This is a genomic window from Amycolatopsis circi, from assembly GCF_003385235.1.
Classification (GTDB): domain Bacteria; phylum Actinomycetota; class Actinomycetes; order Mycobacteriales; family Pseudonocardiaceae; genus Amycolatopsis; species Amycolatopsis circi.
In genome coordinates this window covers 1-20283 of sequence record NZ_PQIA01000086.1, presented here as the reverse complement: position 1 = coordinate 20283, position 20283 = coordinate 1, and the positions used below count along the sequence as shown (strand labels likewise).

Here is a 20283-nt window from a genome sequence, read left to right as displayed (position 1 = left end):
CGACCAGCTTCACACGGCCGGGTAGCGACAACCGTTTTGCCTCCTGTGACGTCTTGATAGGCATCGGACCGATATGCGTCCGGTGGTGAGAAAGTCCGGCGCCGCCACTCGACGGAGCGGCAGCGTCGCAAGAAAGGTACCGATGGGAACCCCAGTGAGCGCCCGCCCGCGCAGCCTCGGCTGGAAGGCCCGCGCCGGCGGTCTCGTGGCCACTGTCGTGCAGCTGGCGGCGATCTTTTCGATCGTGCTGCTGCTCGCCGGCGGACGGCACGGGCACCTGCTGAACGGCATCGACATGGCGTTCGGCGTGGTGAGCGTGCCGACCAGTTCGAGCCTGGTGATCGTGCTGCTGCTCGTCGTGCTCGGCGCGGCGCTGCGCAGGCGCAAGAAGGCCGCGCTGTACGTGCTCGTGCTGTTCCAGGTCGCCGGACTGGTGACCACGCTGGTCCTGCAGGCGCTGCTGCTGTGGGCTCCCGACCTGCTGACTCTCACCGCTCGGCAGATGCGGCACATCCCGACACAGGTGGGCGCGCTCGCGGTCGCCGACGTGATCTCGATCCTGCTGATCGTTCTCCTGCTGTCGCTGCGGCCCGCCTTCCCCGCGCGGCTCGCCCCCGGCGCCTGGTGGAACGGGCTTTCCGTGCTGTTCATCGGGTTCCTCGGGGTGATCGTGTGCGGCTGGGCACTCACCGAGGTATTCCCGGGCAGCCTTGGCGACGCGTGGGAGCGGTTCGCCTGGGTGGTCAACCACGCCACCGGCGAGAACCTGCAGCTGCGCCGGATCGGCGTCGGCGAGGGCCCGGCGTGGATCGACGTGGTCCTCGACCTCGGCGCGACCTTCGTGTCCACTGCCGCGCTGTACACGCTCTTCCGCGGCGTACGCAGCCGTCGCATTCGGACAGACCACGAAGAGCTGCAGCTGCGCCGTCTGCTGGGCGAGTACGGCGAGGACGACTCGCTCGGCTACTTCGCCACGCGCCGCGACAAGAGCGTCATGTTCGCGCCGAACGGCCGCGCCGCGGTGACGTACCGAGTGCTCGCGGGCACCACGGTGGCGAGCGCGGACCCGATCGGCGACCCCGACGCCTGGCCGGACGCGGTGCAGGCGTGGCTCCACGAAGCGCGTACGTACGGCTGGACGCCGGGTGTGCTCGGCGCGAGCGAAAAGGGCGCGAAGGTGTACGCCGCGGCGGGGCTGCGCGCGCTGCAGATCGGTGACGAAGCGGTCCTCGACGTCCGAGAGTTCTCGCTTACCGGCCCTGAGCGGAAATCCGTGCGACAGGCGGTGAAGCGGATCCAGCGCGCCGGGTACACGGTGCAGGTCCGGCGACACAGCGAAATCCCCGAAGACGAGATGGCGCAGCTTCTCGCCCGCGCGCAGCAGTGGCGCGTCGACGAGACCGAGCGCGGCTTCTCGATGGCACTCGGCCGTCTCGGCGACCCGAGCGACGGCCGCAGCGTGATGGTCGAGGCGTACGACGCCCGCGGCGAGCTTCGCGGCCTGCTGTCGTTCGTGCCGTGGGGCCGTCGAGGTCTCTCGCTGGATCTGATGCGCCGTGACCGGGACGCCGAAAACGGGCTCAACGAGTTCATGGTCGCCGAGGTCGTCGCGGCCGCGCAGCACGTCGGAGCGCAGCGGATCTCGCTGAACTTCGCGATGTTCCGCGCGGTGTTCTCCGAAGGCGAGCGCATCGGCGCCGGTCCGGTGCTGCGCGCGTGGCGGGCCGTGCTCGGCCTCGCGTCGCGGTTCTTCCAGCTGGAATCGCTGTACCGGTCCAACGCCAAGTACGGCCCGGAATGGGAACCGCGGTTCCTCTGCTACTCCTCCGCGCGACGGCTCCCGCGAGTCGGCATCGTCGCGGGAGCGCTGGAGGGCTTCGTGCCCACCGGACGCGCGCGGTCGCTGCGGCTGGAGAACGTGGGGGAGGACTTCGTCGCGCAGGTCCGGCGGATCGACGAGGAAGCGGCGCAGGTCGTGCCGCGGCCCAAGCGCCGTCCGGAACAGGTGCGCGTGCGAGTGGCCAAAGTGGACAAACTGCGGGAACTCGGAGTGGACCCGTACCCGGTCGGTTTCTCCCGCGAAGACCACCTCGGCGACATCGTGCACGCGTTTTCCGAGCTGGAACCGGATTCCCACACTGGAAAACGCGTTCGGGTGGCCGGTCGGGTGCTCGCCCTGCGCACCCTCGGCGGCTTGTGCTTCGCGCGGATCAAGGACTTCTCCGGCGAACTGCAGCTGATGCTCGACGCGAAGGTTCTCGACCTCACCGGCTGGCGCACCGGCGTAGACCTGGGCGACCACGTCGGCGTGAGCGGCGAGGTAATCACGTCCCGCCGAGGCGAGCTGTCCGTGCTCGTCGACGAGTGGACCGTCACCGCGAAGTGTCTGCACCCGTTGCCGGACAAGCGAAAGGGCCTCACCGACCCGGAGACGCGCGTACGGCAGCGCTACCTGGACCTGGCGGTCAACCCGGACTCCGCGAACATGCTGCGCCTGCGCTCGACGGTGGTTCGCGCGGTACGGGAACGTCTGCACCAGGGCGACTTCCTCGAGGTCGAAACCCCGATGCTGCAGACCATTCACGGCGGCGCCAACGCACGGCCGTTCGTCACGCACATCAACGCGTACGACATGCGGATGTACCTGCGGATCGCCCCGGAGCTGTACCTGAAGCGGCTGTGCGTGGCCGGCGTCGAGCGGGTTTTCGAGCTGAACCGGAACTTCCGCAACGAGGGCGTGGACGCGACCCACAACCCGGAATTCACGATGCTGGAGGCGTACCAGGCGTACGCGGATTACAACGCCATGCGGCACCTGATGCGCGACCTGATCCAGTACGCCGCCGAAGCCGCGTACGGCGCACAGATCGTGCGACGCCCGGACGCCAACGGCCGCGTCGTCGAACACGACATCTCCGGCGACTGGCCGGTGATCCCGGTGCACAAAGCCGTGTCGGACGCCTTGGGCGAGGAAATCGACTCCCGCACCCCGATCGCCACGTTGCGAAAACTGTGCGCCGCCGCCGGAGTCCCCGTGCCGGAAGAAGCCAGCTCGGGCGACTTGGTCTTGAAGGCGCACGAGCATTTGGTAGAAGGTTCGACCGTCCTGCCCACGTTCTACACGGACTACCCGACCGAGGTTTCCCCGCTGACCCGCCAGCACCGGACCGACCCGCTCCTGGCCGAACGCTGGGACCTGATCGCGTTCGGCTCGGAAGTCGGGACCGCGTACACCGAGCTGACCGACCCGCTCGAACAGCGTCGCCGGTTGGAGGCGCAGTCCCTGCGGGCCGCGAGCGGGGATGTCGAGGCGATGGAACTGGACGAGGACTTCCTGCTGGCGCTGGAACACGGAATGCCGCCGACGGGCGGGCTGGGCCTCGGAGTGGATCGGCTGCTGATGATGCTGAGCGGGACGTCCATTCGGCAGACGGTGCTGTTCCCGTTCGTCCGTCCGCAGGGGTGAGGCTGTTCTGCGGTCGGGGTTCTTGGACCTGGAGGTGGCCTGATTCGTCTGGGTCTTCGGCCGGTCCGTCGGCAGCTTGCCTGACGCGGATGTAGTCGACAGCTGCCCTGCCTGCGGCGTCGTGCGTCGCTAGCTTGCGGTCCCGTCGTGAACCGTCCTCCGCGAGCCGTGCCGTTCAGCTTCTGCTTGGCGAGCCGCCGTCCCATGGCCGTTCGTCCCGCCCGCCGCCGATGTCCGCCCGGACATCCGCCGCGGCCAGCCGCTCCAAACCTCGTCCGGTCCTCGCACCACGCCCGGCCGATGGCCCCTCCACCGCCTGGCTTCCCCGCGTACCGTCTCCGAGACAGGTATTGGCAGCCCGCCAACCATGATCCGGTAACCTCCCTCAAGGATTCGGTGCGTGAGTTCGTGGTAGCGGATAGTGTCCGGAACCTCCGGTAAGTCACGGGTGTGACACCATCCGGCACTTCGTCGCAGAGATTCGCTTAGGGTGGGCAAGTGCATGCTGCGCGGGTGGCTTCGATAGTCCTGCTCGGACTGGGTTTGGCGGGATATTCCGCGTGGCTGCTGGAGTTCTTCATGCAGACCGGGGTGTCGCCGACCGACCAGCCGGTCTGGGATTTGTTCTATGCACAACCGGTCTTCCAGATCGCGGCCGGAATCGGCGGCCTGGCCTTCCTGCTGACCGGGCCAGCCCTGATGCGACTCGCGCCAGCACACTGGAGCGGGCGCCTGACGTCGGTTTCGGTGTCAGTGTTCGGGATCGTGCTGATGGTGTGCGCCGGGGTTCCAGAGACTGTGGTGACCCCGAACCTGCTGAGCGCATCCGTCGCCGTCGGCGCGCTGAGCCTGGTCTTCTGGTGGCCAGCCGGCTGGCGCGCCTGGGCAGTGGGTTGCCTGGTGGTCGTGCTGATCGCGTGGGCGCTGGTGGTGGCGTCGACGCTGGCCGGGCACCTGGAAGGCGTGTTCACCCGAGTTCAGCTGGTGGTGCACGCGACGCAGGTCGTGATAGGCGGCGCGTTCGTCGTGCAGACCCCGGTGCCGGTCCGCGGCCGAAAAATGTCGGTGGCGGGTGCGATGCTGCGGAGCAACAGACACCGGAAGTGAGGCCACCATGGCTGGCAACGTCTCCCCAACCCCCGACGAACGCGGCGGTTTGCTCGGTTTCCTGGCCCAACAACGGCAAGCGATGAAGACGGCCGCGTACGGCCTGACCGACGACCAGGCGCGCGCCGTCCCCAGCGCGAGCGCGCTGAGCGTCGGCGGACTGCTGAAGCACGTGTCGTCCACCGAAAGCGAGTGGATCGACCGGGTGCTGCGCATCCCGCCGAAGCCCTTCGCCGAAAGCATGGCGATCTACCAGGAAAACCACCGCCTCGGCCCGGACGAAACCCTGGAGTCGGCCTTCGCCGCCTACGACCAAGTCGCCGCCCGCACCGAAGAGGTCATCGCCGGGATCGCGGACCTGAACCAGGAAGTCCCAGTCCCGAAAGACGTGCCGTGGTTCCCGGACGACGTGCCAGCCTGGTCCGTCCGCTGGGTGCTGCTGCACCTGATCGAAGAAACCGCCCGGCACGCCGGCCACGCCGACATCGTCCGAGAATCTCTGGACGGTGCCACAGCTATGCCCCTGCAAGCCGCGGCGGAGGGCTGGCCGGAGACGGACTGGCTGAAGCCGTGGAAACCGGCGGAGTGAGCTGGTTCTCGCTGATCGCTGGTTCGTCAATTGCGGCGACTGAGCGATCCGGGCCAGGGTCGGCCTGGTTGTGCAGGTCGGGCTGTCCGGAGGTGCGGGATGGTTGCGGGCGTGGGAACCGGTGGAGTGAGCTGGTTCGTGCGGATCAGTGGCTCGGTCAGCTGTGACGGCTGAGCGATCCAGGTCGGGGCTGGTTGTGGAGGTCGGGCTGGCCGATTAACCGCGACGGCTGAGCGAGCGGGAGTGTCCGGCCGTGAAGGTCGCACAGTCCGGATAGTTGCGATGGCTGAGCCAGGCGCGGTGGCTTAGCCCAACTGGTCGAGGGGCGGGAAGCCGCTGTCCGCAATGGCTGGGTCGGGTCGGCTGGCTGGGATGACTGAGCCACGCGGGTCGGGACTGCCTCTGCAAGCCGCGGCGGTCGGCTCACTGGCCTGGCTGGCGAGGGGAGTGGGCTGGAACGTTTGATCGGCTGGCTGGCAGCGTTTGGGCTGCCGCCCCCCCGGTGAGTTGCCGAACGGGTGGCCTTGATTGTCTGCGTCCCGGCAAGTTTGGTGCACTCGGTGGGAAACCCTGCGGCGCTGGGGGTGTGGCTGGATTCCGACCGAGTGCGCCAAGGCCTCAGGCTAAAAGACGCGCGGAAGCCAAGGAGACTCCGGAGCGCTTACCTCTCGGAAGAGCAGAGGGCGTCCGCGGCCGACCGGTCAGAACAGAGTCGGTTCCTCCGGAAACGCCCCTTCGATCACCAGCATCCGCCGTTTCGTCTCGACCCCGCCTGGAGCCGAAAAGCCGCCGGTGTTCTTGCCCGCTCCCAAAACCCGGTGGCACGGCACGATGATCGGAAACGGATTGCTCCCCATCGCCTGCCCGACGGCCTGCGCGGAGCCCGGCGCACCCAGCTGATGCGCGATGTCCCCGTACGTCAGAACCTTCCCCGGCGGAATAGCCCGAGCGACGTCGTACGCGCGCCGGTTGAACTCCGGTACTTCCCGGTAATCCAACGGAGCCGCATGCAAGTCGCGAGCCTCTCCCGACAGCAGCGCGACGACATCGTCCACGACCGCGCGAAGTTCCTCCGGCACCGGCGATTCCACCGCGTCCGGGAAGCGGGTCGCGAGGTGCGCGCGCGTCCGCTCAGCCGAACTTCCCGGCAGCGCGGTCCCGATCACCGCACCGTCCCGCCAGGCGAGGCCGCAGGCCCCGATCGGGGTGTCGAACACCGTGTATCCAACCGTCATACCGCTCAGCCTACGACCCGGCACCGACAGAAACTGGCGAGAAAACGACACGACCCTGGAGCCGCACAGGGCCGGGCCGGCTCCCGCGAAGGACACTGCGAGCCAGGCAAGCCCGATCGCAAAACCGGCCGGAGACAAGCTGCGCCCACAACACCGGCAGCCCGACGATCACCGCGTTCAGCAGCCCGGCAGATCATGTCTGGCAAGGGGCTGGCGACATCCGAAGCCGCAACCAACCAAGTCGAGAACTGGTCGGCCGAGCCGGAAACCCCAGCTGGCTGCGTCCGCGAACTGGCCGAAGCGGGAAGCCCGGCGAGCCGTGCCCAGCACTCAGCCGACCGCAGGCCAAGCCCAGCCAACTGGCAGCCAGCGCCGGGCAACCCCGTCAGCAATGCCCAACCACTCCGCGAAGCAAGTCCGAAAAACCCAGTCGTTCGAGCTAGTCCGGCCAGCCGCGCCGGGCAAGCCAAGCCGATCCTGCGACGCGGGGCCGAAGCCGAGTTGTTCGAGTCAGCCCAACGGGCCGCGCCGGGCGGCCAAGCCAACTCTGCGAAGCGAGGCCGAAACCGGCCCGTTCGAGCCAGTCCGGCCAGCCGCGCCGGGCAACCCAAGCCAACTCCGCGAACCGAGCCCGAAAACCCAGCCGTTCGAGCCAGCCGTGCTGGGCGACCAAGTCAACTCCGCGAAGCGCAGACCGAAAACCCAGCCGCCCCAGCCGAACCGCGCTAAACAGCCCCGCCCACGGCCCCCGAAACCCAGCTCGAGGCAGAACCCCCGATCAGGACTTCCGTTCCCGCCATCCGTTGGTCATCGGAAGCCGCCGATCCCGCCCGAACGCCTTGAACGTGATCTTCGTGCCCGGCGGGTACTGCCGCCGTTTGTACTCGGCTCGGTCGACCATCCGCACGACCCGGTCGATCGTCTCCGGGCCGAACCCCGCCTCGAGCAGATCCGCGTAGCCCCGGTCGTTCTCGACGTAATCGTCCAGAACATCGTCCAGCAGCTCGTAATCCGGCAGCGAATCCGAGTCCTTCTGGTCCGGCCGCAGCTCCGCCGACGGCGGTTTCGTGATCGAGTTTTCCGGGATCGGCGGCGTTTCCCCTCGCTTCGCCGCCTCCTCGTTCCGCCACCGCGCCAGCTGCCACACGTGCGTCTTGAACAGGTCCTTGATCGGCGCGAACGCTCCGACCGCGTCGCCGTAAATGGTCGAGTAGCCGACTGCCAGCTCGGTCTTGTTGCCGGTCGCCAGCACCAGGTGACCGTCCAAATTGGACAGCGCCATCAGCAGCATCCCGCGCACCCGCGCCTGGATGTTCTCCTCCGCGAGCCCGGTCAGCTGCAGCTGATTGACATACACGTCAACCATTTCGCCGATCGGCTCGACCCGGTAGTGCGCCCCGATCCGCTCCGCCAAGTCGGAGGCGTCATCCCGCGAGTGCGAAGACGAGTACTTCGACGGCATCGAGACGCCGTACACGTTGTCGCCGCCGAGTGCGTCCGCCGCCAGCGCCGCGCAGACCGCTGAGTCGATTCCGCCGGAGAAACCGAACGTAACCGACGAGAAGCCGTTCTTGTGCACGTAATCGCGCAGTCCGACGACCAGCGCCGACCACACCTCGGCCTCGTCCGACAGCGGTTCGCTGATCGTCGGAGCGACCAGCGGCGAGTACGCGACCAGCGGCGAGTCATTAAGCACTCGCCGGTGCACCTCCAAGCCGTCGAAAGAGCCCGCGGCAGCCGCACTAGCCGAAGGCAGGTCCAAATCCAGCACCAGCAGGTGTTCCACGAACTGCGGCGCCCGCGCGAGCAAAGTCCCGTCCGCGCCGACCACCAGCGAGTCACCGTCGAAGACCAGGTCGTCCTGTCCGCCGACCTGGTTCGTGTACACCAGCGGCGCGCCCGCCTCGGCCGCTCGCCGGGCGATCAGCGGCAGCCGCTGTTCGTCCTTCGACCGCTCGTACGGCGACGCGTTCGGCGCGACCACCAGGTCGACCCCGGCCTTGCCCAGCGCGGAGATCGGGCCGCCGTCCTGCCAGATGTCCTCGCAGATCACCATGCCGATGTCGACGCCGTGCAGCCGCAGGACCTCGAGTTCGGTGCCCGGCTTGAAATACCGGTGCTCGTCGAACACGCCGTAGTTCGGCAGGTGGTGCTTGAACTGCCGGGCGACGACCTCGCCGCGGTACAGCGCCGCCGCGGCGTCGCGCGGGCCGATCTCGTCGTGGTCGAGGTAGCCGACGTACGCGAGCACCTCGCCGCAGCCTGCCTCGTCGAGCCGGCGCGCCAGTTCGGTCACCGAGCGCCGGGACGCGTCGGCGAACGTGCGCCGGAGCGTGAGGTCCTCGACCGGATAACCGGTCTGGGACATCTCCGGGAACACGACGACGTGCGCGCCCGCCTCGGCGGCCTTGCGGGTCCACTCGACGGTGAGCGCGGTGTTCCCGTCGATGTCGCCGACGGTGGTGTTGACCTGGGCCAGTGCGATGCGCAGTTGCGGCATGCCGCCATTCTGTCCCACCGGACCGACAGAAACTACGCGGAGGTGAGCCAGAGAACGGCGAAGGGCCCCTCACCCGAGGCGAGGAGCCCTTCGAAAGCAGGAATCAGGACTTCTTCATCCGCATCATGCTGCGCACCTTCTTGACCGTCTGCTCGAAGTCCGAGTCGAACGGGTTGTCGTGCACCAGGTACGTCCACGTCGTGTTCGCCCGCCGCACGCCCACCTCCTCGAGGTCGAGGCCGTCGTCGGTGATCTCGGCTTCCTCGAGCGTCTTCGCCGCGCGCGAGGCGGATTCGGCGATGATCTTGTGGAACTCCGGGATCGCCGCGCGGTGGAACTCGTCCAGCGGCGTCTCGCGGGCCAGCGCGCGCAGGTGGATGCTCTCGCGCACGTCGGTGAGGTACGCCAGGTGGTCCGACCACAGCTGGTCGAGATGGAACAGCCGGACCTCGCGGCACACCTGCTCGAGCCGGTCGGAGTCGTCCAGCTTTTCCTTCAGCTCGGCGAACTTCTCCGGCTGCGCCTTCTCCAGCTCCTCCGCCGCGAGCCCGGTGTGCAGCACCTTGTCCCGGTGCTCCAGCAGTTCGGCGCGCTGCCGCTCGATCAGCCGGGTGTAGCGCCAGGTGTTGCGGTGGATCTCCAGGTCGACACCCTCGGCGACGCGCTGGGCGTGGTTGAGCTGCCGGTGCGCGGCCGGGTCGGTGATCTCGCCGGTCTCGGTGTCCGCGTCGATGCCGTCCGGCAGGTCCGGCGCGTTCGACAGCACGAGGTCGTCGTTGAGGCTCGCGAAGAAGATCGCGCTGCCCGGGTCGCCCTGTCGTCCGGACCGGCCGCGCAGCTGTCCGTCGAGACGGCTCGACGGATACCGCGCGGTGCCGATCACGTGCAGGCCGCCCAGCTCGGCGACCTCTTCCCGGGTCGTGCCGTCGCTGCCGCCGAGCCGGATGTCGGTACCGCGACCGGCCATCTGCGTGGACACGGTGACCGCGCCCTTCTTGCCCGCCTCGGCGATGATCGCGGCCTCTTCGGCGTCGTTGCGCGCGTTCAGCACAACGCACGGCAGCTCGGCCTTCGCCAGCTTCTCCGCCAGCTCCTCGGACTCGGCGACGTCCTGGGTTCCGACGAGGATCGGCCGCCCGGTCTCGTGCACCGTGCGGATCTCCTCCTCGATCGCGCGCAGCTTCTGCGACGGCGAGGCGAAGACGCGGTCCTGCAGATCCTCGCGGACGTTCGGGGTGTTCGGCGGGATGACCGCGACCTCGAGCTTGTAGAACTCGCGCAGCTGCTCGGCGACCGCGACGGCGGTACCGGTCATGCCCGCGACCTCGGGGTAGCGCGCGAGCAGCGCCTGCACGGTGATCGAGTCGAGGATTTCGCCCCGGTCGGTGGCGGTGACCTGCTCCTTCGCCTCGACCGCGGCCTGGAGGCCGTCCGGCCAGCGCTGCAGTTCGGCGACGCGGCCGCGGGCGGCGTTGATCAGCTGCACCTTGCCGTCGCGGACCAGGTAGTCGACGTCGCGGGTGAGCAGCGCGTGCGCGTGCAGGGCGACGTTCACCGCGGCGAGCCGGTCCGAACCGGACTCGTCGTACAGGTCGACCCCGCCGAGCGACTTCTCCACGACCGACGCTCCGGCGCTGGTCAGCCAGGCGTTGCGGCCCTCGGAGTCGGTCTCGTAGTGCAGGCCGAGGCGCAGCCGCCGGACGATCTTGGCGACCTCCTCGTCGGCGTCGTTGTGGTCGATCGAACCGGCCATGACCAGCGGCACGCGCGCCTCGTCGACCAGCACCGAGTCGGCCTCGTCGACGATCGCCACCTGGGGAGCCTTCTGCACCAGGTCGTCGGCATTGGTCACCAGCCGGTCGCGCAGCACGTCGAAGCCGATTTCGGCGACCGCGCCGTAGGTGACCTCCTTGCCGTAGGCCTCCTTGCGCTCCTCCTTCGAGTGCGCCGGTTCGACCCAGCCGACGGTGACGCCGAGCAGGTCGTACACCGGGCCCATCCACTCCGCGTCGCGGCGGGCGAGGTAGTCGTTGACGGTGACCACGTGCACGCGGCGGCCGCGCAGCGCGTAGCCGGCGCCGGCCAGCGCGCCGGCGAGCGTCTTGCCCTCACCGGTCTCCATCTGCACGACGTGGCCGGTGAGCAGGCCCATGGTGCCGAGCAGCTGCACGTCGAAGGCCCGCTCGCCGAGCTTGCGCCGGGCGGCCTCGCGGCCGAGCGCGCAGATCTCGATCAGCTGGCCGTCGGTGAACGAGGCGGCCCCGCCGATGGCGTCCCGCAGCTTGCCCGCGCGCTCGGTGAGCTCGGCGTCCTCGAGCTTCTCCAGCTCCGGTTCGAGCTTCTCGACGGCGGGCAGCAGCGCTTCGTAGCGGGTCAGCTCGACGCTGCCCGGCCGCTGGATGATCCGGCGGAGCCGCTTGCCCACCCGGCTGATCAGTGCCACCCCTGGTCTCCTCGTGTCGATGTGTCTCCGGTCGCACCCGCACTGCCCAACGCGCCGACGGTGCGTTCGAGTTCCGCACCCGGATGGCACGATCAAACCGTGCCACGTCATCCCAGCGCCAGCCCGAAAGTCCATCCGTTCGTCGCGTTAGCGGCTGCCGGCCTGCTCGCGACCACGCTCGTGGCGTGCTCGTCCAAGCCCGACCAGTCCGCGCTCGCGCCGACGGTCGAATCGCACGCGCCGGTGGGCCCGGTGCCCGCCGGACTGTCGCGGTTCTACGGGCAGAGCGTGTCCTGGTCCGCGTGTGCACCCTACGCGACCTCGGACGACGCGCGGTCCGCCTTCAAGACGCAGGGAATCGAGTGCGGACGGCTCACGGTTCCGTTGAACTATGACAAACCGGACGGGCAGACGATCACCATCGGCGTGCTGCGGCACCGCGCGAGCGATCCGGGCAAGAAAATCGGTTCGCTCGTGGTGAACCCGGGCGGACCGGGCGCTTCGGGCATGGTCGCCGCGGCGGGCCTGCTCGACCAGGTGTCGAAGTCCGATCTGGGCGACCGGTTCGACCTCGTCGGCTTCGACCCGCGGGGGATCGGGGCCAGCGAACCGCAGATCAAATGCCTGACCGGACCCGAGCGCGACGCCGATCGCGCCGACGACAGCGAGACCGACGGTTCTCCGGCGGGCGTCGCGAAGCAGGAGACGGAACAGAAGGACTTCGCCGCGAAGTGCGTACAGCGGACGAAGTACGGCGACGACATGCTCGCGCACGTCGGTACGCGCGACGTCGTCAGGGACATGGACGTGCTGCGAAGCGTCCTCGGCGACGAGAAGCTCACGTACCTCGGCTACTCATACGGCACGCGCATCGGGTCCACGTACGCGGAGACCTTCCCGAAGAACGTGCGCGCACTCGTTCTCGACGGAGCTGTCGACCCGACGCAGAGCCCGGAGGACTCGCTCGTCGCGCAGGGCCAAGGCTTCGGCGGAGCGTTCAACGAGTTCGCGAAGTGGTGCGCGGCGCGTCAGGACTGCGCGCTCGGCCACGACCCGGCCGAAGCGACGAAGCAGTTCCAAGACCTCACGCGCCGGCTGATCGACTTCCCGGTGCCGGTGGGCGACGGCCGCAAGCTGTCGTATGACGACGCGACCACTGGCGCCATACAGGCCCTCTACCAGCAAAACCTCTGGGAGTACCTGAACACCGGGCTGAACGAGCTGAAGCTGCAGCGCGGCGCGACGTTGGAGAAGCTCGCCGACATCTACAACGAGCGCAATCCGGACGGCAGCTACGGCACCACGCAAGACGCCTTTATCGCGGTCCGCTGCGTCGACGACCCGCGAGTCACCGATCCGAAGCAGATCCTCGAAGGCCAGGAGAAATACGTAAAGGCCGCGCCCTTCCTCGACGACGGCCGTCAACCCAGCTCCGCCCGCGACGCGTGCGCGTTCTGGCCAGTGCCGAACACGTCGAAGCCGCACGAGCCGAACGTCGAGGGCCTGCCGAAGACCCTGACGATCTCGACGACGAACGACCCCGCGACGCCGTACCAGGCGGGCGTGAATCTCGCGAAGGCGCTGAAGGGTTCGCTGTTGACCTTCGAGGGGACGCAGCACACGGTGTTCCTGCAGGGCAACGCGTGCGTCGACAAGGCGGGGACGGATTACCTGATCGACGGCACGACACCGCCGGACGGCACTCGCTGTAAGTCGAGCTGACGTTGCGCTGGCTCGCGGCAACAGTGGTGGCGATGATGCTCGCCGCCACGGCTTGCGCGAGCCAGCAGCCCGCGCTCGATTGGGGGCCGTGTGCGCCGTACGCGCAGACCGCTTTCGAGAAGGGCCTGTACGCGGATCAGTCGGTCGACTGTGCCCGGCTGACGGTGCCGCTCGACTACGCGAACCCGCAGGGCCGGACAGTGTCGATCGGTTTGCTGCGGCATCGGGCCACCGATCCGGCGCACCGGATCGGGTCTCTCGTGCTCAACCCCGGTGGGCCGGGCAGTTCGGGGATGACTGCGGCGGCGACATTGGCGCAGCCTGCGGGGAAGCTCGCCGAACAGTTCGACTTGGTCGGCTTCGATCCTCGCGGTGTGCATGCGAGCGAGCCGCGCATCCGCTGCCGGTCGGATGCCGAGCAGGACGCGGCTCGTACGTCGGGCGTCGGGAGTGTGGCCGGCTGTCTCAAGATGACCGGTGCGGACTTCCTCGCCCACGTAGGCACGCGAGAGGTCGTACGTGACCTCGACGCGCTTCGCGCCGCCCTCGGTGACGCGAAGCTCACCTACCTCGGCTACTCGTACGGCACGCAGATCGGTTCGGCGTACGCGGAGGCGTACCCGGACAAGGTGCGTGCCATGGTCCTCGACGGTGCCATCGACCCCGCACAGAACTTGCCGCAGACGCTCATCGCCCAGACCGCCGGGTTTCAGGACGCCTTCACCCGCTTCGCGCAGTGGTGCGCGAAGCGTCCTGGGTGCCCACTATCCGGCGACGCGACCGCCGATTTCCAGCGAATCGCCCGCGCTCCAGTTCCCGCGCTAGCTGGCCGCGGACTGTTCTTCTCCGACGCCGTCACCGCGACCGAAGCCGCGCTCTACTCCCGGGCGCAGTGGCCGAATCTGCAGCAGGCACTGGAAGAACTCGCGACCGAGCATCGCGGCACGAAGCTGCTCCAGATGGCCGACGCCTACTACCAACGCGACCAGAACGGCCATTACAGCGGAGCATTCGACGCCTACTACGCCGTCCGCTGCGTCGACTATGACCGCGTCACCGACCGGGCGACCATCGACGCCGCGCACCGCCAGATGCTCACCGGTGCGCCGTTCCTGACCGGCAGCTCGCCCGACGCGCACGAACTCGACACCTGCTCGACCTGGCCGGTACCGCCCACCTCGCGAACCCATCGTCCATCCGCGCCCGGCCTGCCGAAGACACTTGTCATCTCGACGAAGCACGATCCCGCTACGCCGTACCGCCAAGGCGTAGCGCTCGCGAAAGACCTCAACGCCGCACTGCTGACTGTCGACGACGTACAGCACGCAGCGTTCCTCAAGGGCAACGCCTGTGTCGACAAAGCGGCAACGGCTTACCTCAACACCGCCATCGCCCGAGACGGCAACTGCTAGGGCTGCTGATCCGTCAACAGCACTTCGTACATCACCGGACTGTCGCGGTCCGTCGCCGGCGGCACCTGCAGCCACATCCGCGCGAAGCGGCGCGGTTCCGCGGCCGTGACCCAGATCTTCACGTTCACGTCCGCGTGGATCTGCGGCACCAGCTTCGCCGCGACGGCCTGGGGCACGGTTCCGCCGACGCGGTAGCCGTCGATGTGCTGGATCGTCTCGCGGATCTCGGTTGTCGGCTGCCGGAGCGAATCGAGGAGGCGGATCAGGCTGCCATGCGGGCCGAGGAACCGGTCGACCGTGAAGGACGTGGGGCCGCTCGTTTCGCGACCCTTCGTGTCTTTTGTGGTCGCGGTGTGCCCGGAGACGGTGAACGAGAACGACCGATCGGTGAACTCCGCGCTGCCGCTCGCTTGCCCGGCGCTCTTGAGGGTCGCGTTGCCGACGAGCTTGGTCATCGGCAGGCCGGGCAGCACCCCGTTGACGCCGACCGAGAAGTGCAGGCTGCGGACCTTGGAGAAGTTCGCCTTGGCGGCGGCGAGCAACCCGTCCGCCGCGGGCAAAGGGGGTGCCGCGGTGCAACCGCCGACCAGCCCGAGGAGCAGCAGCGCCGGCAGGACACGTCGGCTGAGCATGCGCGAGAGCCTACTCGGCTGGCCCGATCCTTTCGGATAGTGTCCTTCCGGCCACTGTCGACCTCGCTCCCGGCACACCAGACTGACTGCTCGTGACCGTTGAGACTCGTCCTGCCCGCCGCCTGCACCGCGCCTGGTTCGTCGCGGCGGCCGCGTTCGTCGCGCTTCTCGCCGCTGCCGGCTTCCGCGCCGCGCCGGGTGTTCTGATCGATCCGCTGCACCAAGAGTTCGGTTGGTCCCGCGCCACGATCGGGTCCGCCGTCTCGGTCAACCTCGTCCTCTACGGCCTCTTCGCGCCCTTCGCCGCGGCGCTGATGGAGCGGTTCGGTATCCGTCGGGTGGCGGCTACCGCGCTGTGCGTCGTCGCTCTCGGCGCGGGCGGCACGGTCTTCATGAGCGCCAGCTGGCAGTTGATCCTCTGCTGGGGCGTGCTCGTCGGCCTCGGCACCGGCTCTATGGCGATGAGCTTCGCCGCGATGGTCGCGACGCGCTGGTTCGTGCGCCACCGCGGCGTCGTAACCGGCGTGCTGACCGCCGCGGGGGCTACCGGACAGCTGATCTTCCTGCCCTTGATCGCGTCGCTCGCGGTGGACGACGGCTGGCGGACTGCGTCCATGGTCATCGCCATCGCGGCTCTCGCGGTGGTCCCGGTCGTGCTGCTGGCCGTACGCGATCACCCGGCCGACGTCGGCGCTGTCGCGTACGGAGCGCCCGAAGGCACCGAAGTGGAGCGGCCGGCTCCGAAGGTCGGCACTGTCCGCCGAGGGTTGACGGTGCTGTTCCAGGCCGCGCGCACTCGTACGTTCTGGCTACTCGCCGTCGGGTTCGCCATCTGCGGGGCGACCACGAACGGGTTGGTCAGCACGCACTTCGTCCCGGCCGCGCACGACCACGGCATGCCGCAGACGACCGCGGCGAGCCTGCTCGCGCTGGTCGGCGTCTTCGACGTGGTGGGAACGATCGCGTCGGGATGGCTCACCGACCGTGTCGACCCACGGATCCTGCTCGGCGTCTACTACGCGTTGCGGGGAGTTTCGCTGGCCCTGTTGCCGCAGCTGTTCACGAATTCGGTCCAGCCGAGCATGTGGGCGTTCATCCTCTTCTACGGCCTCGACTGGGTGGCGACCGTTCCGCCGACGGTCGCGCTCTGCCTCCGCTCCTTCGGGGAAGCCGGGCCGATCGTGTTCGGCTGGGTCTTCGCCTGCCATCAGCTGGGCGCGGCGTTCGCGGCTTCCGCCGCCGGCGCGGTGCGCGACCAGCTCGGCGATTACGCGGTCGCCTGGTACGTCGCCGCCGGGCTCGCGGTCATCGCCTCGGTCGCGTCGCTGTCGATCACCCGGTCGCGGAAACCGCAGCTGGCCGCCTTGGCGTAAATCGGACTCCAACGGGGGTGACCCGTGAAACATGGCGTTAACACGTGCTGGTTAGGGTTCGGCCATGGATCGCCAGCAGGAATTCGTGCTCCGCACTTTGGAAGAGCGCGACATCCGGTTCGTTCGCCTGTGGTTCACCGACGTGCTGGGATTTCTGAAGTCCGTCGCGGTCGCGCCCGCCGAGCTGGAGGGCGCGTTCAGCGAGGGCATCGGCTTCGACGGCTCGGCCATCGAAGGCTTCGCGCGCGTCTACGAGTCGGACATGGTCGCCAAGCCCGATCCCTCCACGTTCCAGGTGCTGCCGTGGGAGACCCCGGAAGGCGGCCCGTACTCCGCGCGGATGTTCTGCGACATCGCGATGCCCGACGGTTCGCCGTCCTGGGCGGACCCGCGGCACGTCCTGCGCCGCCAGCTGTCGAAGGCCAGCGAGGCCGGGTTCACCTGCTACGTGCACCCGGAGATCGAGTTCTTCCTGCTCGCCAACAGCCCTGACGACGGCAGCGAGCCCGAGCCCGCCGACAACGGCGGCTACTTCGACCAGGCCAGCCACGCCACCGCGACGCACTTCCGCCGGCACGCCATCGAAACCCTCGAGGCGATGGGCATCTCGGTCGAATTCAGCCACCACGAAGGCGCGCCGGGGCAGCAGGAGATTGACCTTCGCTACGCCGACGCCCTGACCATGGCCGACAACGTGATGACGTTCCGTTACGTCGTCAAGGAGGTCGCGCTGACCCAGGGCGTGCGCGCGACCTTCATGCCGAAGCCGTTCACCGACCAGCCCGGCTCCGGCATGCACACCCACGTCAGCCTGTTCGAGGGCGACCGCAACGCGTTCTACGACGCGGAGGACCCGCACGAGCTGTCCGAGACCGGCAAGGCCTTCGTCGCCGGCGTCCTGCACTACGCCAAGGAAATCTCCGCCGTCACCAATCAGTGGGTCAATTCCTACAAACGGCTGATCAGCGGCAGCGAGGCTCCGACGACGGTGTCGTGGGGGAGGGCGAACCGCTCGGCGCTCGTGCGCGTGCCGATGTACTCGCCGGGCAAGGCGTCGTCGCGGCGGGTGGAGATCCGGACGCTCGATTCGGCGTGCAACCCGTACCTGGCCTACTCGGTGATACTGGCCGCGGGGCTGAAGGGCATCGAAAAGGGCTACGAGCTGCCGCCGCCCGCCGAGGACAACATCTGGCAGCTGTCGGACTCCGAACGCCGCGCCGCCGGTTACTCGCAGTTGCCGCAGAACCTCGGCGAGGCGCTCGCCGAGATGGAGAAGTCGGAGCTGCTGCCGGAAGCGCTCGGCGAGCACGTTTATGACTTCTTCTTGCGCAACAAGCGGGTCGAGTGGGACAACTACCGGAGCGCGGTCACTCCGTACGAGCTCCGGACCCTGTTGCCGATGCTCTGAAACGGTCCCGGGCCGTGCTCCGACGTTGGGGAGGCATCGGAACATGGGAAAAAGACTGCCCGCCGTACTCGCCGCACTGGTCGCGGCGGCGGGCTTGGCCACCGCGCCGCCGGCGGTCGCGATGCAGAGTGACCACTCGGATCCGGCTGAGCTGCACTTCGACCTCGACCGCGCCGACATCCCGTCGCTGCAGCACCGGATGGCGACCGGGCAGCTCACCGCCACCCGGCTGACCAGCGCGTATCTCGCCCGGATCCGGGTGCTGGACCCAAAGGTCAACGCCGTCCTCGCGCTCAACCCGGCCGCGCTCGCGCAGGCCGCGGCCAGCGACGTGCGGCACCGGACCGGTCGCACCCGCGGTCCGCTCGACGGGATCCCGGTGCTGGTCAAGGACAACGTCGACACCCACGCCCAGCAGACCACCGCCGGTTCGCGCGCGCTGCGGAGCCGCCCGGCCAAGGACGCCACGCTGATCACCCGGCTGCGCGACGCGGGCGCGGTGATCCTCGGCAAGGCGAACCTGTCGGAATGGGCCAACTTCCGCGCCGCGAAGCCGACTTCCGGCTGGTCGGGCGTCGGCGGGCAGACCCACAACCCGTACGTGCTGGACCACAACCCGTGCGGCTCGTCCGCCGGATCCGCGGCCGGGGTCGCCTCGTCGCTCGCGCAGGTCGCGATCGGCAGCGAGACCGACGGATCGATCGTGTGTCCGGCCGGGATGACCGCGACGGTCGGCCACAAACCGAGCCTCGGGCTCGTCAGCCGCACCGGCGTCGTCCCGATCTCCGCGGAACAGGACACGGCGGGACCCATCGCGCGCAACGTCGTCGACACCGCGCTCACGCTCTCGGTGCTGCAGGGCCGCGACCCGTCCGACCCGGCGACCCTGCGCTATCCGTCGACCCAGCCGACCGACTACGCGAAACTTCTCCGCCCCGGCGTCCTGCGCGGTGCCCGGATCGGCCTGTGGCGGCTGCCGGTGCTCGGCCCGGACACGGACGCCGTGGTCAGCAAGACGAAAGCCTCGCTGGAACGCGCCGGCGCGACGGTCGTCGAGGTGGACCTGCCGTACCAGGACCGGCTCTCGGCGCTGGAGTTCCCGGCGCTGCTGACGGAGTTCCACCGCGACGTCGACGCCTACCTCGCCACGCGCCCAACCGGCCCGCGGAACCTGGCGGACCTCGTCGCGTACAACCGCGCTGACCCGCTGGAACGCACCTGCTTCGCTGGTCAGGAGCTGTTCGAGCAGGCGCTCGCCGCGCCCGGCCCGCAGGATCCGACCTACCTGAAGAACCGGGCCGAGTTGACCGACCTGTCGCGCCGGTCGCTGGACGAGACCCTCGCGAAGTACGACCTGGACGCCATCGCGTCGCCGACGAACCCGCCGGCTTGGAAGACGGACTGCAAGGTCGGCGACAACGACGTGATCCCGTCCTCGACCCCGGCCGCCGTCGCGGGCTACCCGGACGTCACCGTCCCGGCCGGTTCGGTCGGACCGCTGCCGGTGGGGATTTCGTTCATGGGCGGACAGTGGACGGACGGGAAGATGCTCGCCCTGGCCGCGGACTACATGCGGGTCGCGCCGGTCCGGGTTCCGCCTCGGTACTTGCCCGGGTTGCCTGGGTAGCTCTTTCGGGGTTGCCCGCAGGTTGTCGGCCGCCGGTCAGTGCACTGCGCTGACCGGCGGCTTTCTCTTTCGGCCGGTTGCCGGGGAGGAGCTGGCCGCGGTCGGCTGGGTGGCCGGGCAATCGGCTGACCTGCGGAATTGGGTTGCGCATCCGGCCGCGAAGGAGTGGTCTGGGGCAGCGGGTGGGCTGGGCCGAGGGCGTCCTGGCGGAGACCTGGGTCACTCGAAGGCGCTCAGCCGCCCCTCCGAGCGCCCCCAGCGGCCCGCGAACCGGTCGAATCGGCCCGCCGCTAACGCTCTGACCAGCGCCGATGCCGTTAAGTGACCCCCCTGTTTTCGGGGGGTTGGAAGGCATGTAATCTTCTCTTCGTCGCCAGGAACACCGGGCCGGCGGGGCCGAAAGCCTCACCGATCAGGAGCCAGGGCCGAGCGGGTTGACACCGCGAAACGGACCAGGTAATGTTCAGCGTCGGCCCACGAGCGGCCGCCGACTCCCTACGACTAGCTTGTAGGAACCGGCATGCTCGACCAAAAGCTTGAAATAACGCATCGAGCTTGGCCTGGTTGATTCCGGGGCTGGTTCGAGGTGTGTTGCTTGAGAACTCAACAGTGTGCTAGTGAACTAAGCCAGTAGAGCTTATATATGAAACCCCCTCGTCGGGGTTTCCTTTGAGAAATATGATTGAGAATAGTCTCGATCGAACTTTACAGCATTGTTGGAGAGTTTGATCCTGGCTCAGGACGAACGCTGGCGGCGTGCTTAACACAT

The 20283-nt window shown here is 68.6% G+C and carries 12 protein-coding genes; 8 read left to right on the top strand and 4 right to left on the bottom strand.

Annotated elements, in window-relative coordinates; genetic code table 11:
* Positions 1-142 precede the first annotated feature (142 nt).
* The 3 genes from lysX (at position 143) to D0D37_RS30070 (ending at position 5162) form a co-directional block, all read left to right on the top strand.
* Positions 143-3466, top strand: coding sequence for a bifunctional lysylphosphatidylglycerol synthetase/lysine--tRNA ligase LysX (gene lysX, locus D0D37_RS30080; RefSeq protein ID WP_116203970.1), 3324 nt, complete (start codon positions 143-145; stop codon positions 3464-3466).
* Positions 3467-3979: 513 nt separating this feature from the next.
* Positions 3980-4573, top strand: coding sequence for a hypothetical protein (locus D0D37_RS30075; protein WP_208720214.1), 594 nt, complete (start codon positions 3980-3982; stop codon positions 4571-4573).
* A gap of 7 nt (positions 4574-4580) precedes the next feature.
* Complete coding sequence (locus tag D0D37_RS30070; RefSeq protein ID WP_116203968.1) at positions 4581-5162, top strand: DinB family protein; 582 nt, start codon at positions 4581-4583, stop codon at positions 5160-5162.
* A gap of 701 nt (positions 5163-5863) precedes the next feature.
* On the opposite strand, the gene D0D37_RS30065 is transcribed toward D0D37_RS30070, so the two are convergent.
* From D0D37_RS30065 to secA2, 3 genes are all read right to left on the bottom strand, one after another.
* Positions 5864-6397, bottom strand: coding sequence for a methylated-DNA--[protein]-cysteine S-methyltransferase (locus D0D37_RS30065; RefSeq protein WP_116203967.1), 534 nt, complete (start codon positions 6395-6397; stop codon positions 5864-5866).
* 778 nt (positions 6398-7175) lie between these two features.
* Positions 7176-8897, bottom strand: coding sequence for an NAD+ synthase (locus tag D0D37_RS30060; protein WP_116203966.1), 1722 nt, complete (start codon positions 8895-8897; stop codon positions 7176-7178).
* A 103-nt stretch (positions 8898-9000) separates the two neighbouring features.
* Positions 9001-11340, bottom strand: a complete 2340-nt coding sequence (secA2, locus tag D0D37_RS30055) for an accessory Sec system translocase SecA2 (RefSeq protein WP_116203965.1) — start codon at positions 11338-11340, stop codon at positions 9001-9003.
* A gap of 99 nt (positions 11341-11439) precedes the next feature.
* Here secA2 and D0D37_RS30050 point away from each other — a divergent pair, with 99 nt between their 5' ends.
* Together D0D37_RS30050 and D0D37_RS30045 are read left to right on the top strand one after the other, a co-directional pair.
* A complete protein-coding gene (locus tag D0D37_RS30050) occupies positions 11440-13062 on the top strand; it encodes an alpha/beta hydrolase (protein ID WP_208720213.1) in 1623 nt (540 codons plus the stop codon).
* A gap of 32 nt (positions 13063-13094) precedes the next feature.
* Positions 13095-14474: an alpha/beta hydrolase gene (locus D0D37_RS30045; RefSeq protein WP_116203988.1), complete on the top strand. Its 1380-nt coding sequence runs from the start codon at positions 13095-13097 to the stop codon at positions 14472-14474.
* Here D0D37_RS30045 and D0D37_RS30040 read toward each other — a convergent pair.
* Complete coding sequence (locus D0D37_RS30040; protein ID WP_116203964.1) at positions 14471-15106, bottom strand: LppX_LprAFG lipoprotein; 636 nt, start codon at positions 15104-15106, stop codon at positions 14471-14473. The two genes, D0D37_RS30045 and D0D37_RS30040, sit on opposite strands and share 4 nt — an antisense overlap.
* 92 nt (positions 15107-15198) lie before the next feature.
* Between D0D37_RS30040 and D0D37_RS30035 the strand changes: the two genes are divergently transcribed.
* The 3 genes from D0D37_RS30035 to D0D37_RS30025 all read left to right on the top strand — a co-directional run bounded on the left by D0D37_RS30035 (position 15199) and on the right by D0D37_RS30025 (position 19514).
* Positions 15199-16479, top strand: a complete 1281-nt coding sequence (locus D0D37_RS30035) for an MFS transporter (protein ID WP_116203963.1) — start codon at positions 15199-15201, stop codon at positions 16477-16479.
* A 64-nt stretch (positions 16480-16543) separates the two neighbouring features.
* The gene (gene glnA / locus D0D37_RS30030) at positions 16544-17887 is read left to right on the top strand and encodes a type I glutamate--ammonia ligase (protein WP_116203962.1); all 1344 of its coding nucleotides are present in this window, start codon (positions 16544-16546) and stop codon (positions 17885-17887) included.
* Positions 17888-17930: 43 nt separating this feature from the next.
* The gene (locus D0D37_RS30025) at positions 17931-19514 is read left to right on the top strand and encodes an amidase (RefSeq protein WP_116203961.1); all 1584 of its coding nucleotides are present in this window, start codon (positions 17931-17933) and stop codon (positions 19512-19514) included.
* The last annotated feature ends 769 nt before the right edge of the window (positions 19515-20283 follow it).

What these genes read in the sequence shown, in the direction of transcription:
- glnA (WP_116203962.1), top strand. Translation starts at nt 16,544, where the DNA reads ATGGATCGCCAGCAGGAATTCGTGCTCCGCACTTTGGAAGAGCGCGAC.
- D0D37_RS30070 (WP_116203968.1), top strand. Translation starts at nt 4,581, where the DNA reads ATGGCTGGCAACGTCTCCCCAACCCCCGACGAACGCGGCGGTTTGCTC.
- D0D37_RS30065 (WP_116203967.1), bottom strand. Translation starts at nt 6,397, where the DNA reads ATGACGGTTGGATACACGGTGTTCGACACCCCGATCGGGGCCTGCGGC.
- lysX (WP_116203970.1), top strand. Translation starts at nt 143, where the DNA reads ATGGGAACCCCAGTGAGCGCCCGCCCGCGCAGCCTCGGCTGGAAGGCC.
- D0D37_RS30060 (WP_116203966.1), bottom strand. Translation starts at nt 8,897, where the DNA reads ATGCCGCAACTGCGCATCGCACTGGCCCAGGTCAACACCACCGTCGGC.
- D0D37_RS30045 (WP_116203988.1), top strand. Translation starts at nt 13,095, where the DNA reads ATGATGCTCGCCGCCACGGCTTGCGCGAGCCAGCAGCCCGCGCTCGAT.
- D0D37_RS30040 (WP_116203964.1), bottom strand. Translation starts at nt 15,106, where the DNA reads ATGCTCAGCCGACGTGTCCTGCCGGCGCTGCTGCTCCTCGGGCTGGTC.
- D0D37_RS30025 (WP_116203961.1), top strand. Translation starts at nt 17,931, where the DNA reads ATGGGAAAAAGACTGCCCGCCGTACTCGCCGCACTGGTCGCGGCGGCG.